Below are 13,606 nucleotides of genomic sequence, written 5' to 3'. Positions count from 1 at the left end.
CTATGGATATTATCACCAATAATAAGGAAAAATGCAATCATGCCCTGCTGGATCTGTACAATGTATATGACCCGGAGATCGGCTTGAATATTGTAGACCTGGGATTGGTCTATGAAATTAATTTTGATGAAACCGGCAAAAGACTGGAATGTGTCATGACCCTGACCTCCCAGTTCTGTCCTATGGGCGAAGCCATAACCACCGATGCAACCGACTCGCTGAGCGGTTCATTCCCGGGTTGGGAAGTGCATGTGAATCTCTCTTTCAATCCGCCCTGGGATATGAATAAAATTACGCCGGAAGGACGGGAATTTTTAGGACGATAAACAAAACCATATGCTGAGTTATACATGTAAAACGGCCATCAAGGCAGTTATTTATCTTTCGGGCAGAAGCGGGGATAAAATCAACATAAAAGAAATATCGGGCAGGATAAATGCAAGTGAGCACACGGTGGGTAAAATATTGCAGCTACTGGCCCGGAAAAAGATCATTAACAGCTTAAAGGGACCCACCGGGGGCTTTTACCTGAATCAGGAGCAGCAGGGGCAGGCCATTATCCATATTGTTGAAGCTATTGAGGGCGATACCGTTTTCCGGGAATGCGGGCTCGGCTTAAGCAAATGCTCTGCCACTCATCCGTGTCCCATTCACAATGAATACAAGGTGGCACGTGAATTAATGGAAAAGATATTCAGGGAAAGAAAGGTGGGCGACCTCTGCGGCTCGGTTACCAACGGATTATCTTATCTTATCGATTAAATATAGTTTAAAAATGATACTTGAAAAAAATACAGCAGGAGAGTTAGACGTGCGGGAGCTGATCCCCATTAAAAGGCACGAATTATTGATAAAGCTATTTAAAGATCTGCCGGTAGGCGATGATTTCGTGTTTATCAACGATCATGATCCGCTTCCTTTATTTTATGAGCTTCGCTCTATTTACGGTGATGTGGTGGGCTGGGAGTACCTGAACCGGGGCGGAAGGGAATGGAAAGTGGAAGTAACCCGCCTGGAAGAGTCGAAAGGGATTGAATTTGAAGATATATCTACTCTGCTCGACTTAAGAAAAGCAGACCCGAAAGACTGGAAGCAGATTGTTTTTCACCGGTACGGTATGATGGAGCAAAACACAACCATGGAGCTTATCTCGGCAGAAGATCCGGCTGAAATACACGGGATCTTCATCAGCAAATTTGAGGGGAAGCACAAATGGATCTACAAAAAGAAAACAGATGACGAATTTGTGGTTCATATCACCAAGCAGGACAACAGTGGCCTGGGTGACGACGGCTTTTCCGTAGTCAATGAATTTGACCTCCGGCCCTTTCCGCCTACCGAAAGGCATGAAATGTTTTACAGGGCATTTGCCGATATCCGGGCGGGAGAAGCCTTCGAATTTATCAACGATCACGACCCCAAGCCGTTGTATTACCAGATGGAAGCGGAAAGCAAAGAGCCCTTCCGCTGGGAGTATATAGAGAAAGGTCCGGAAGTCTGGAAGGTGAGAGTGGTCAAAGTAAAAGAGTAGGTGTATGAGCCACCAGACCATGAACACGGAACAGGGGCACTGGATATTGGCCAGGATGGGGAAACGGGTTTTGCGCCCGGGCGGAAAAGTGCTCACGCAAAAGCTGATTGACGGGCTGAATATTCGTACCGGTGATACGGTAGTAGAATTTGCCCCCGGAACTGGCTACACGGCCGATATTCTTTTGTCTAAACAACCCCTGGAATACTTCGGGATAGAACTAAACGAAGAGGCTGCCGATCGCTTAAAGAAGAAAATCAATTCGGAAAAGTACAGAATTATTAATGCAAGCGCATCTGAGACCGGCCTGGGGGAGGGTTCTGCAGACAAAGTAATCGGAGAAGCCATGCTTACCATGCAGGCAGACCACCGTAAATCGGAAATTATCAGGGAAGCCTACCGGATTCTTAAAAAAGGCGGCTATTATGGCATTCATGAGCTGGGTCTGACCCCGGATACCATGGCCGACGACGCCAAAAGAGAAGTGCAGCAGGGCCTGGCCAGGACTATTAAAGTTAACGCCAGGCCCCTGACCCGGAAAGAGTGGTGTACACTTTTGGAAAACGAGGGATTTACAATAAAAATCGTAGAGGAAAACCCAATGGACCTGTTGAAAGTATACCGGATTATTGAAGACGAGGGTATTTTAAGGACCTTAAAAATCGGGTTTAATGTGCTCACACATCCTGTGGAGAGAAAGAAAATCTTTGAAATGAGGGCTGTTTTTAATAAGTTTGAAAAAGACATGACCTCTTTCGCCATTATTGCTGAGAAATGAGGGGTATTCCGGAACTTTGAAACCAGGTCCAGCAGGTATGAATAAAGCATTGTATGATTTTTTTACGAATGACCACAGGCGTATTGAGGCCATTTTTGAAGAGGCGACCCGCAGCGGGCAGCAGGTGGATTTAGAAAAATACCATGAGTTCAGGGTGGGCTTGCTGACGCACATAAAAATGGAGGAAAAGATTCTTTTTGCCGCGGCCCAGAAAGCCAATGGCGGAGAACCGCTGCCCCTGCAGGCCAGGCTGCGCCTGGATCACGGTGCTTTAACGTCGTTAATGGTTTGTTTCCCGTCTCCTGAAGTGCTTAAAGCAATTACCTATATACTGGAACAACACGATATCCTGGAAGAAGAGCAGGGCGGCATGTATGAAGCCTGTGCAAAGCTGACCCAACACGAAACGCAGCAGATCCTGGAAAACCTGCAGAAAGTTACGCTGGTTCCGGTTCACCCTTTTAATGAAGCCGCCTATGTCATTGATGTGGCCAAACGCTCTATGGCCAGGGCCGGATTTAATTTTGACGAGATCATGTCGTTGTGAGCGGTTATAAGTGCGGTCTTTTACGGGATACAGAATAAGTTCTGAACTTTAATTGTGGTAACAATAAAGGCGTATCCTGTAAGGGTAAACTGTACGGTAGCTAACAAAAAAGGACAGATTGCCTTAGATCATATCCGGTCTGTAGATAAAGCACGACTGGGGAACAAAATTGCAGACCTGGATACGAATGCGCAAAAGAAGGTTATACAGGTACTCTCCGAAATGTTTTCATAAATTATATTGCCCCGTACTTAACATCACCAGTGTACAGCCTTCTACGGCTTCGATGCCATTTTCGGAAAGACGTGCTGCAAAAGCGGGGTTTTCGGCCCCCGGGTTAAAAATCACCCGTACCGGTTTTAACGACAGGATGAAATCTTCGTACTCTTTTTGATTCTGTTCAGACAGGTACAGGGTAACCGTATGGATATCCCGGCTGATCTCAGACGGGAGGGTTTTAATGGGCTGACCCGATACCTCTCCTTTTCTCCTGCCCAGAAGTTCTATGGCGATCCCGTGATTCAATAACCTTTCAGCGGCCAGGTACGCGTACCGCGACGGGTTCGGACTGGCGCCGATAATCAGTGTTTTCTTCATTCTTTTATTTATTGGCATATTGCATCCACCACTCCTCTGAAATAGCCTGCACTTTCAGCAATGCCGGCCAGGGGATCGTTCATGTCCTTCTCAAATTCCAGGCTGCAAACACCCGGGTATTGAACACTCTTAAGAACTTTGACAAAGGCCGGGATATCTATTACTCCCCTGCTTAGTTCGGTGGTTTTACCTGTACCTGCCGACTCGGTAATGTTTTTTAAATGAATGTCGAAAATACGGGTCGAATACCGTTTTAAATCCTTGACAGAATCATGTCCGTCACGGGCGTTATGGCCCATATCAAAGCAAATGCCCATTTTGGGGCTCAGGTTTTTGATCAGGTCATAAATGACGGTTGAGTTGGGATACAGCTTATCTTCAGGACCGTGGTTATGAATAGCATACCGGATACCGTATTCATCTGCTTTTCCGGAGATGTAGGCAAGATCTTCTTTGCGGGGAATACCGATAATTAAATCTACACCCACCCGTTTGGCATATTCAAAGGCATTATCTATCTCTTCCAGGCTCTTGGTCATGTATAGCGGGCCCACAGCATAACCTTTTACATCTGCATCTGCCAGTTTTTTATGGAAAGCCGCTATTTCAGCTTCTGTAGACTTAAGAGGAAGATGAAAATCTTTGATGCATAAATAGTGTATCTGCATCCTTTTCATCATTTTGAGTGAATCGTCCAGGTTAAAGTTAACAAAGCTATAGCCTGCAACTCCCAGTTTGGGTTTGTATTTTGAAGACGGACTGGCTTTTGTTGGAATGACAGGCAGAGAGAGTGCAGCAAACACCCCCAGGCCCTTTCTTACAAAGGTTCTACGGTTAGTCATATAGTGTAATGATAAATGGACTCAAGTATAAGAAATTTTGAGAAGAATAATAGCATATTCTGTTTGAAATAATTGATTTTCAAGAACCCTTTTAAAAGCTTTGTGATTGCACGGGTATGATAATTTAGTCCAAACCCGTTCTTTTGCAAAACCGCTTGTCATCGGCTCCGGGTATTGAGTTAATTCTTTTTTCCAATCCAACCCAAATGTGTATTTTTAAAATCATCTTTGAATTTCAGTCCGTAACCAAAAAATCTGTCCATTGCTGAATGTCCAAACAGAATTATACCTATTAACGAAATTAGCGGATTATTTAAATAGAATCCCAGAATTAGAACTGCAATGGCTACGAATTTATGATGAAAAAAATTATAGAGCCAGGCACCTGTTTTAGAACCTGCCCAATAACCAATCATTGAAAAATCGGGTAACAGGAGACAGGCAGGGAAGACCCACCATGCATAGTCTAATTGACTAAATAGAACTATTGAAAGCAAAAACTGCCCTAATTCTTCAAGTTTCAAAAGGGTATTCATCTTGTTTGGCGTAATATGTTTTAATTCCCAATCCCATTCATCTTAGTTAACACAATTTGTCTCCCGTCTGTTACAACAATAGTACGTTCGTGTTGTGCCATAAAGATACCTTTTGCATGATCGCAAATATATATCATCGATAGTCAATCCATCTGAACTCCGGATAATTAATGATACTAATTTTGCAATAAAAAACTCCCCGATCTTTCGACCAGGGAGTTATATGTTCAGACTCAATCAGCTTTGCTATTTCAATTACCTATGCTTCCTGTCCCTGCGCGATCAGATTCAACGCGGAGCCGGCTTTAAACCAGCCGATCTGGGCTTCGTTGTAGGTGTGGTTTGCCATGATCTCGTCTTTCGAGCCGTCTTTGTGGTGCGCTACCACAGTCAGTGGCTTGCCCGGTGCAAAGGTGGTCAGTCCCAGGATATCAAAGGTGTCGTCTTCCTGTATCTTGTCGTAGTCGGCCGGGTTGGCAAAGGTCAGCGCCAGCATACCCTGCTTTTTCAGGTTGGTCTCGTGGATCCTTGCAAAAGACTTCACCAGGATAGCCCGTACACCCAGGTGGCGCGGCTCCATGGCGGCGTGCTCCCGCGAGGAGCCTTCACCGTAGTTTTCGTCACCTACTACAATAGAACCGATACCCGCTGCCTTGTAGGCACGCTGGGTGGCCGGCACTTCGCCGTATTCACCGGTTAGCTGGTTCTTTACCTTGTTCGTGGCATCGTTGGCAAAGTTTACCGCACCGATCAGCAGGTTATTGGAAATATTATCCAGGTGGCCACGGTATTTTAACCACGGTCCGGCCATAGAGATATGGTCAGTGGTGCATTTCCCTTTGGCTTTGATCAGGAGCTTCAGCCCGGTCAGGTCGGTGCCTTCCCACGGCCGGAACGGATCCAGCAGCTGCAGGCGGTCAGATTTGGGACTTACCTTCACCTTCACGTTTTTACCGCTTCTTGCCGGTTTCTGGTAACCGGCGTCGATCACGTCAAAGCCCAGAGGAGGCAGCTCTATGCCCAAAGGCGGGTCCAGCTTCACCTGCTCACCCTTTTCGTTGGTCAGCATATCTTTTTGCGGGTTGAACGTCAGGTCACCGGCTATGGCGAATGCGGTCACTACCTCGGGCGATGCCACAAAGGAGTGGGTGTTCGGGTTACCGTCAGCTCTTTTGGCAAAGTTCCGGTTAAAGGAGGTGATAATGGAGTTCCGTTCCTGCTTTTCGGCACCGTGACGGGCCCACTGCCCGATACACGGCCCGCAGGCGTTGGCCAGCACTACCCCGCCGATTTTTGAGAAAGTGTCCAGCAGGCCATCTCTTTCGGCGGTAAACCGTACCATTTCAGAACCCGGTGTAATGGTATACTCAGACCTGGCTTTGATGTGCTTGTCAATGGCCTGTTGAGCCACAGATGCAGCGCGGGTCAGGTCTTCGTACGATGAGTTGGTACAAGACCCGATCAGGCCTACCGAAAGCTCCTGCGGCCATTTGTTTTTCTTCACGGCGGCGGCGAATTTCGAAAGCGGCCAGGCCAGGTCAGGCGTAAACGGACCGTTGATGCGCGGCTCCAGCTTCGAAAGGTTGATCTCGATCACCTGGTCATAGTATTCATGCGGGTTATCGATGCACTCCTGGTCCGGCCTTAAATAGTCTTTGATCCGGTTGGCACCAATGGCCACGCTTCTCCTGCCGGTTGCCATGAGGTATCTGGCCATCTTCTTGTCGTATCCGAAAATGGAAGTGGTAGCGCCGATCTCCGCACCCATGTTACAGATGGTGCCTTTACCGGTAGCTGAAAGCTTGTCGGCGCCGGTACCAAAGTACTCTACAATAGCGCCGGTACCGCCTTTTACGGTCAGCCTTCCGGCCACTTCCAGGATAATATCTTTGGGCGATGCCCATCCGCGGAGAGTACCCGTCAGCTTCACACCGATCAGCCTGGGCATTTTCAGCTCCCAGGCCAGGCCTGACATCACGTCACAGGCGTCTGCGCCGCCCACACCAATGGCCACCATGCCCAAACCGCCGGCATTGGGCGTGTGGGAGTCGGTACCGATCATCATACCGCCGGGAAAAGCGTAGTTCTCCAGCACTACCTGGTGAATGATCCCCGCGCCGGCCTTCCAGAAGCCGATACCGTATTTGTTGGAAACCGATGAAAGAAAGTCGTATACCTCCTTATTGGCTTCGGTGGCGGTCTTTAAATCGGCGGCTGCTCCAACCCGGGCCTGGATCAGGTGATCACAGTGCACCGTAGACGGCACGGCCACCTTTTCTCTTTTGGCCTGCATAAACTGCAGAAGAGCCATCTGGGCCGTAGCATCCTGCATGGCTACCCGGTCAGGGGCAAAGTCTACATAATCTACACCTCTTGCATAGGGCTTACCGGGAAGGTTCTCCCAAAGATGGGCATAAAGAATCTTCTCCGATAAGGTCATGGGTCTTCCTAAAAGCCTTTTAGCAGCTTCCACACGCTCGGGAATGCGGGCGTAAACGACTTTTATCATATCTAAGTCAAACACCATATCTGTAAAAATTTATCACTTAATCAATACTCCCAAGATCTGTAATTACCTGCTCATCTCTTTAATCGGGGGTGAAAATTTGGTCAGGTTTATGCCTTCTACCGCAGCGGTATATTCTTCCATATTCGGGATTCGTCCCAGGATAGCCGACAACACCACCACCGGTGTGGAGGCTAGCAGCGATTCACCTTTTTTGCGCTCGGAGTCTTCTACCACCCTGCCCTGGAAGAGCCGGGTGGAAGTCGCCAATACGGTATCTCCTTTTGCCGCTTTTTCCTGGTTACCCATGCAAAGGTTACACCCCGGGCGCTCCAGGTACATCATATTTTCGTATTCTGTACGGGCCGTATTTTTCGGGAAGAGGTCATTAAATTCAAACCCGGAATATTTCTGCAGCAGATCCCAGTCGCCCTCTTCTTTCAGCTCATCAATGATGTTATATGTAGGAGCTGCCACCACCAGCGGAGCATGGAATTCTACTTTACCCTGTTGCTTCTCGAGGTTCCGGAGCATCTGGGAAACCACTTTCAGGTCACCTTTGTGCACCATGCAGGAGCCTACAAACCCGAGGTCTACTTTTTTGCTTCCTTCGTAATACGAAAGAGGCCGGATGGTATCGTGTGTATACCGCTTGGAAACGTCCTGGTTGTTCACATCCGGGTCGGCAATCATGGGCTCTGCAATGAGATCCAGGTCAATGACTACTTCTGCGTAGTATTTGGCGTTGGCATCGGGGGTGAGGGCAGGCTTTATGCCCAACCGGATCTCATCGATCCGCTTGTTGGCTTTATCGATCAGTCCCTGGAGAACCTGGTTTTTATTGTCCATGCCCTTTTCGATCATGATCCGGATCCGGCCTTTGGCAATTTCCAGTGATTCGATCAGGGTATCATCCTGCGAAATACAGATAGAAGCTTTTGCTTTCATCTCCGCTGTCCAGTCAGTAAACGTAAAGGCCTGGTCAGCAGGAAGTGTACCGATATGCACCTCGATCACCCTTCCCTGGAATACATTTTCCCCGTTATACTGCGCAAGCATCTGGGCCTGGGTAGCATGCACCACATCCCGGAAATCCATGTGCTCTTTCATGTCACCTTTGAAGGTCACCTTCACCGATTCCGGAATGGGCATAGAGGCCTCGCCGGTAGCCAGCGCAAGGGCCACTGTGCCGGAGTCGGCACCAAAAGCTACCCCTTTCGACATCCGGGTATGCGAGTCGCCTCCTATGATGATGGCCCACTCGTCTACCGTAATATCGTTCAGCACCTTGTGGATCACATCGGTCATGGCGTGGTATTCGCCTCTGGGGTCACGGGCGGTGATAAGGCCGAACTCATTCATGAACTTCATCAGCTTCGGGATGTTGGCTTGTGCTTTCTTGTCCCATACCGAAGCGGTATGACAACCCGACTGGTACGCGGCATCAACACCCGATGAGATCACGGTGGCGGCCATTGATTCCAGCTCCTGCGCTGTCATCAGGCCTGTTGTATCCTGTGAGCCTACGATATTCACCTTTACACGAACATCCGAGCCGGCGTGTAAAACCTTGCCCGGTGTGGTACCTACCGCATTTTTGTTGAAGATTTTTTCTACGGCTGTGAGGCCCTGTCCTTCAATGGAGATTTCTTTTGACGGGGCAAATACGGGAGCTGCCTGCACTCCCAGGATTTCAGCGGCCACGGTCTGGATCTTTTTACCGAAGACAATAGCATAGGAGCCGCCGGCCCGGATGAATTCCATCTTTTGAGGCGTGAGCGACCTGGCAATATCGATCAGCTCCCGGTCGCCGTTATACAGCTTCTTTTTCCGGGTATTGATGGTCAGAACGGTACCTGTAGCTACAGAGTACACTTCTTCGAGGATAGGTTCATTGCTTTCATTGCGCACAACGTTACCGTCTGCATCCACTTTTTTTACCCAGTTTTTAAGGTCGATACCTATCCCGCCGGTCACGTCAACAGTGGTAAGAAAAATGGGCGAAATGCCGTTGGTACCCCCTACAATAGGAGCAATGTTCACAAACGGCACATACGGACTGGCCTGCTTACCGGTCCAGAGGGCCACGTTGTTCACCCCTGACATACGCGATGAGCCCACGCCCATGGTACCTTTCTCGGCAATCAGCATCACGCTCTTGTCGGGGTGCTGTGCCTGCAGGGCCCGGATTTCTGCCTGGGCCTGCGGAGTGATCATGCATTTGCCGTGAAGCTCCCGGTCTGAGCGGGAGTGTGCCTGGTTACCCGGAGAAAGCAGGTCAGTGGAAATATCTCCTTCACCGGCAATATAGGTCACTATTTTAATTTCTTCGGGCACTTCCGGCAATTGGGTGAAGAACTCCGCTTTGGCGTAGCTTTCAAGAATTTCTTTCGCAATTTCGTTGCCGCTGCGGAAAGCCTCCCGCAACCGCTCTATGTCTGCATCGTACAGGAAGACCTGGGTCTTAAGTACGTTGGCCGCTTCTTTGGCAATGGCGGCATCGGTACCCAGGGCAAGGTCAAGCAGCACTTCAATAGAAGGCCCCCCTTTCATATGCGATAACAGCTCAAATGCAAAAGCAGGTGTGATTTCCTCTATTGCGATCTGGCCTGAAATGATCTCCTTTAAAAATTTAGCTTTTACACCTGCAGCGCCGGTAGTTCCGGGCAATGTGTTGTAAATAAAGAAATTAAGAGAGTCTTCCCGGTGCTCGTTCTGCGGGTCCTTGATCTGTTCAATAATTTCACCCAGCAGCTCGGCGTCGTCAATGGGTTTAGGGTGAAGCCCCTGGGCTTTGCGTTCTTCAATTTCTTTAGTGTATTCCTTATAAATATTCATAAACAGATGTTACAGATGTTACTGTAATAACCCTCAAAAATACAAACTGATTTCCAATTGCTACAAGAAGTTTCTTATTTAGAAATGTTCAAAATATTTGACGTTTTTCGGCTATTTAATTCATTTTTTGCAACTTTTATAAGAAGTTAAGCTAAAGTATCCTTTATTTTGCGGCAACTTTTTAAAAAGTACATGTCAAAAAACCTCGTCATAGTAGAATCCCCTGCTAAAGCCAAAACCATTGAAGGATATCTTGGAAAAGATTTTGTTGTCAAATCCAGCTTCGGCCATATCCGCGACCTGCCTGAAAAAGAGCTGGGCGTGGATATTGAGAAAGACTTTGAACCTACCTATAAAGTATCAACCGATAAGGTAAAAGTAGTCAACGAGTTAAAAAAGGAAGCCAAAGACAAGGAGGTCTGGCTGGCTACTGACGACGACCGGGAAGGGGAGGCCATTTCGTGGCACCTGAAAGAGGCCCTGGGGCTGAAAGACGACACCAAGCGGATCGTATTCCGGGAAATTACCAAAAATGCGATAGGGAAAGCCATAGAAAACCCCAGGACCATTGACCTGGACCTGGTAAACGCCCAGCAGGCCCGTCGTATCCTCGACAGGCTGGTGGGCTTCCAGCTTTCGCCGGTGCTCTGGCGTAAGATTAGGGCCGGAGACCGCAAGAATCTCTCTGCCGGGAGGGTGCAGTCGGTGACCGTGCGGATCGTAGTGGAGCGGGAACGGGAGATCGAGAATTTCCAGGTGACCTCTTCCTATAAAATACAGGCCGATTTTAACGTAGGAAACGGCAAGCAGCTGTCTGCCGAGCTACCGAAAAACTTTGAAACCCTGCAGGAAGCCGAGAAATTCCTGAACGATTGTATCGCGGCGGTATTTTCAATAGCCAGCCTGGAGGTGAAGCCCACTACCAAGAGCCCGGCAGCTCCTTTTACCACCTCTACTTTGCAGCAGGAGGCCTCCCGGAAGCTGAGCTTTTCGGTGCAGCAGACCATGACCCTGGCCCAACGGCTCTATGAATCGGGAAAGATCACGTATATGCGTACCGACTCCACGAACCTTTCGGCAGAGGCTATAGAAGGTGCCAAAGGGCAGATCATCAGCGCTTACGGGGAAAAATTCTCGAAGCCCCGGGTTTTCAAAACCAAGGATAAATCAGCCCAGGAAGCGCACGAAGCCATTCGTCCCACCGATTTTTCGGTGAGTAGCGCCGGGGCCGACAGAAATGAAAAACGGCTGTACGACCTGATCTGGAAACGGGCTATTGCCTCGCAGATGGCTGACGCGCAGATTGAACGTACCATTGCCAAAATAGGGATCTCCACCCGGCCGGAAGAGCTTACCGCCTCGGGTGAAGTGATCAAGTTCGAAGGATTTCTCAAAGTATACCTGGAAGGAAACGACGAAGAAGACGAAGAGAGCAAAGGTATGCTGCCGCCGCTGAACATCGGGCAGGAGCTCGGGCTTATCCGGATGAAGGCCACCGAACGTTTCAGCCGGCCGCCGGCCCGTTATACCGAAGCCAGCCTGGTGAAAAAGCTCGAAGAGCTGGGCATAGGCCGTCCTTCTACCTACGCGCCTACTATTTCCACCATCATCAAACGGGAATACGTGGTGAAAGAAGACCGCCCCGGACAAACCAGGGACTACCGCGAGCTGACGCTGAAAGAAGGCGAGATCACCTCAGAGGCCAGAACAGAGACCTACGGAAGCGAGAAGGCCAAGCTTTTCCCGACCAACCTGGGCATGATTGTTAACGATTACCTGGTAGAGAACTTCGAGGAGATCCTGAACTACAAGTTTACGGCCGAGGTAGAAGATGAGTTTGATGACGTGGCCGAGGGAAAGGTTTCGTGGCAGAAGATGATCCAGAACTTTTACCAGGATTTTCATAATAAGGTGGAGCAGGCGGCTGAAGGCGCCTCATCGGCCACCAGCTCCAATGAGCTGGGCGTAGACCCGGAGAGCGGACGGAAGCTCTTTGCCAAAGTGGGCCGTTTTGGCCCTTATCTGCAGATCGGGGAAGCCACAGACGAGGAGAAGCCGGTTTTTGTTTCCCTCAAAAAAGGAACCCTCATTTCCAGCCTGACCTACGAGGAGGCACTGGCCATCCTGAAAGGACCCAAGCTGCCTTTGGAGCTGGGCCTGCATGAGGGGCACCCCGTTGTAGTGAACGAAGGCCGCTATGGCCCGTACGTGCTGTATAACGGCAAATTCTATAACCTCGACAAGGGCGAAGACCCGCTGACGGTCACCAAAGAGCGGGCCGTGGCCCTGATTGAAGCAAAGCAGGCCGGCGCAGACGGCTCGCTGCCGCGTGAGATGGCTGCGTTTGAAGGGCAGCCCGTAGTGATTGGGAAAGGCCGCTTCGGCCCTTATGTAAAATGCGGAACTACCTATTACAATATTCCGAAAACCGAAGATCCACTGACCATTGACGACGAGAAGGTGGCCGAGATCATCCGGAACGGTAAGAAAGAGGCCGCTAATAAGGTAATTAAGGAATTCCCGGAGAACGATAAAGTAAAGGTATTAAACGGCCGTTACGGCCCGTATATCCAGATCGGCAAGCGGAATGTGAAGATCCCGAAAGGAACCGTGCCGGAAGAGCTGACCCTGGAAGATTGCCTGAAGCTGGGTGAATAGATGAAAAGGAAGCTGGTAGTGCTGTCAGGGGCAGGCATAAGTGCCGAAAGCGGTCTCAGGACTTTCCGCGACATGGGCGGCCTGTGGGAAACCTACCGGCTGGAAGATGTGGCGACCCCTGAAGCCTGGGAAAGAAACCCGCAGCTTGTGCTGGATTTTTACAATGAACGGCGGCGCCAGGCTTTTACCGCAGAACCTAATGCGGGCCATAAGGCGCTGGCAGCGCTCGAAGACTGCTTTGATGTCCGGATTATCACCCAGAATGTAGACGCGCTGCACGAAAAAGCCGGCTCTTCGCGCGTGCTGCACCTGCACGGAGAGCTGTCGAAAGTAAGAAGTGTGACCAACTCCGGCCTGGTTTATGATATAGGCGGAGACGCGATTCAATGGGGTGACCGGGCGGATGATGGCGGACAGCTCCGCCCGCATATTGTGTGGTTCGGAGAAATGGTGCCCATGATTGAGCCTGCCGCTGACCTTTGCCTGAACGCCGATATCTTTGTGGTGGCAGGAACCAGCCTGCAGGTATATCCTGCCGCCGGACTGGTGGGTTACGTGGGAGAGGAGGTGCCCAAATTTGTGATAGACCCGCATAAGCCGGATTATCGTTTCAATATAAAAAATACAGAATTCATCCGGGAGAGTGCCGCTGTGGCGCTGCCCGTGCTGGCTGAACGCCTGAGAACCCTATACGCATAACCGCGTTTTCCTCCACTTATCCGGTAAAAATTCCGTTTCTTCAAAATCAGACGCAACCCATAGCCGTTCCTGTG

The 13,606-nt window shown here is 49.6% G+C and carries 13 protein-coding genes; 8 read left to right on the top strand and 5 right to left on the bottom strand.

The genetic code is table 11. The features are described from left to right. The first annotated feature begins 2 nt into the window (after positions 1-2). Genes AB2U10_RS02090 through AB2U10_RS02065 form a run of 6 tightly spaced genes read left to right on the top strand, consistent with a single transcriptional unit; the run spans position 3 to position 3,090 of the window. The gene (locus tag AB2U10_RS02090; RefSeq protein WP_367916200.1) at positions 3-326 is read left to right on the top strand and encodes a metal-sulfur cluster assembly factor; all 324 of its coding nucleotides are present in this window, start codon (positions 3-5) and stop codon (positions 324-326) included. A 10-nt stretch (positions 327-336) separates the two neighbouring features. Further along, complete coding sequence (locus AB2U10_RS02085; RefSeq protein WP_367916201.1) at positions 337-762, top strand: RrF2 family transcriptional regulator; 426 nt, start codon at positions 337-339, stop codon at positions 760-762. 13 nt (positions 763-775) lie between these two features. Then, a complete protein-coding gene (locus AB2U10_RS02080) occupies positions 776-1,531 on the top strand; it encodes a DUF2249 domain-containing protein (protein ID WP_367916202.1) in 756 nt (251 codons plus the stop codon). 4 nt (positions 1,532-1,535) lie between these two features. Then, complete coding sequence (locus AB2U10_RS02075) at positions 1,536-2,309, top strand: class I SAM-dependent methyltransferase (RefSeq protein WP_367916203.1); 774 nt, start codon at positions 1,536-1,538, stop codon at positions 2,307-2,309. A 37-nt stretch (positions 2,310-2,346) separates the two neighbouring features. Beyond that, on the top strand, positions 2,347-2,856 hold the full coding sequence (locus tag AB2U10_RS02070; protein WP_367916204.1) for a hypothetical protein: 510 nt from the start codon (positions 2,347-2,349) through the stop codon (positions 2,854-2,856). 54 nt (positions 2,857-2,910) lie between these two features. Continuing rightward, a complete protein-coding gene (locus AB2U10_RS02065; RefSeq protein ID WP_367916205.1) occupies positions 2,911-3,090 on the top strand; it encodes a type II toxin-antitoxin system PemK/MazF family toxin in 180 nt (59 codons plus the stop codon). On the opposite strand, the gene AB2U10_RS02060 is transcribed toward AB2U10_RS02065, so the two are convergent. The 5 genes from AB2U10_RS02060 to AB2U10_RS02040 form a co-directional block, all read right to left on the bottom strand. Continuing rightward, positions 3,085-3,453, bottom strand: coding sequence for a CoA-binding protein (locus AB2U10_RS02060; RefSeq protein WP_367916206.1), 369 nt, complete (start codon positions 3,451-3,453; stop codon positions 3,085-3,087). The two genes, AB2U10_RS02065 and AB2U10_RS02060, sit on opposite strands and share 6 nt — an antisense overlap. A gap of 8 nt (positions 3,454-3,461) precedes the next feature. Next, positions 3,462-4,295, bottom strand: coding sequence for a sugar phosphate isomerase/epimerase family protein (locus AB2U10_RS02055; RefSeq protein ID WP_367916207.1), 834 nt, complete (start codon positions 4,293-4,295; stop codon positions 3,462-3,464). A 179-nt stretch (positions 4,296-4,474) separates the two neighbouring features. Beyond that, positions 4,475-4,831 carry a DUF4260 domain-containing protein gene (locus tag AB2U10_RS02050; protein WP_367916208.1) on the bottom strand — a complete coding sequence of 119 codons (357 nt, stop codon included), beginning with the start codon at positions 4,829-4,831 and terminating at the stop codon, positions 4,475-4,477. A 259-nt stretch (positions 4,832-5,090) separates the two neighbouring features. Beyond that, complete coding sequence (locus AB2U10_RS02045; RefSeq protein ID WP_367916209.1) at positions 5,091-7,358, bottom strand: aconitate hydratase; 2,268 nt, start codon at positions 7,356-7,358, stop codon at positions 5,091-5,093. 45 nt (positions 7,359-7,403) lie between these two features. After that, a complete protein-coding gene (locus AB2U10_RS02040; RefSeq protein ID WP_367916210.1) occupies positions 7,404-10,175 on the bottom strand; it encodes a bifunctional aconitate hydratase 2/2-methylisocitrate dehydratase in 2,772 nt (923 codons plus the stop codon). 192 nt (positions 10,176-10,367) lie between these two features. Between AB2U10_RS02040 and topA the strand changes: the two genes are divergently transcribed. Then, positions 10,368-12,833, top strand: coding sequence for a type I DNA topoisomerase (topA, locus tag AB2U10_RS02035; RefSeq protein ID WP_367916211.1), 2,466 nt, complete (start codon positions 10,368-10,370; stop codon positions 12,831-12,833). Then, positions 12,834-13,532 (top strand): SIR2 family NAD-dependent protein deacylase, encoded by a 699-nt coding sequence (locus AB2U10_RS02030; protein ID WP_367916212.1) that lies wholly within the window; start codon positions 12,834-12,836, stop codon positions 13,530-13,532. It begins immediately after the preceding gene. Positions 13,533-13,606 lie beyond the last annotated feature (74 nt).

This window comes from Leadbetterella sp. DM7, from assembly GCF_040829825.2.
Classification (GTDB): Bacteria; Bacteroidota; Bacteroidia; order Cytophagales; family Spirosomataceae; genus Leadbetterella.
This window is presented reverse-complemented; position numbering and strand designations above follow the sequence as displayed.

Coding starts and splice junctions, on each gene's coding strand:
- AB2U10_RS02045 (WP_367916209.1), bottom strand. CDS start 7,358: ATGGTGTTTGACTTAGATATGATAAAAGTCGTTTACGCCCGCATTCCC.
- AB2U10_RS02080 (WP_367916202.1), top strand. CDS start 776: ATGATACTTGAAAAAAATACAGCAGGAGAGTTAGACGTGCGGGAGCTG.
- AB2U10_RS02030 (WP_367916212.1), top strand. CDS start 12,834: ATGAAAAGGAAGCTGGTAGTGCTGTCAGGGGCAGGCATAAGTGCCGAA.
- topA (WP_367916211.1), top strand. CDS start 10,368: ATGTCAAAAAACCTCGTCATAGTAGAATCCCCTGCTAAAGCCAAAACC.
- AB2U10_RS02075 (WP_367916203.1), top strand. CDS start 1,536: ATGAGCCACCAGACCATGAACACGGAACAGGGGCACTGGATATTGGCC.
- AB2U10_RS02040 (WP_367916210.1), bottom strand. CDS start 10,175: ATGAATATTTATAAGGAATACACTAAAGAAATTGAAGAACGCAAAGCC.
- AB2U10_RS02070 (WP_367916204.1), top strand. CDS start 2,347: ATGAATAAAGCATTGTATGATTTTTTTACGAATGACCACAGGCGTATT.
- AB2U10_RS02050 (WP_367916208.1), bottom strand. CDS start 4,831: ATGAATACCCTTTTGAAACTTGAAGAATTAGGGCAGTTTTTGCTTTCA.
- AB2U10_RS02090 (WP_367916200.1), top strand. CDS start 3: ATGGATATTATCACCAATAATAAGGAAAAATGCAATCATGCCCTGCTG.
- AB2U10_RS02060 (WP_367916206.1), bottom strand. CDS start 3,453: ATGAAGAAAACACTGATTATCGGCGCCAGTCCGAACCCGTCGCGGTAC.
- AB2U10_RS02055 (WP_367916207.1), bottom strand. CDS start 4,295: ATGACTAACCGTAGAACCTTTGTAAGAAAGGGCCTGGGGGTGTTTGCT.
- AB2U10_RS02085 (WP_367916201.1), top strand. CDS start 337: ATGCTGAGTTATACATGTAAAACGGCCATCAAGGCAGTTATTTATCTT.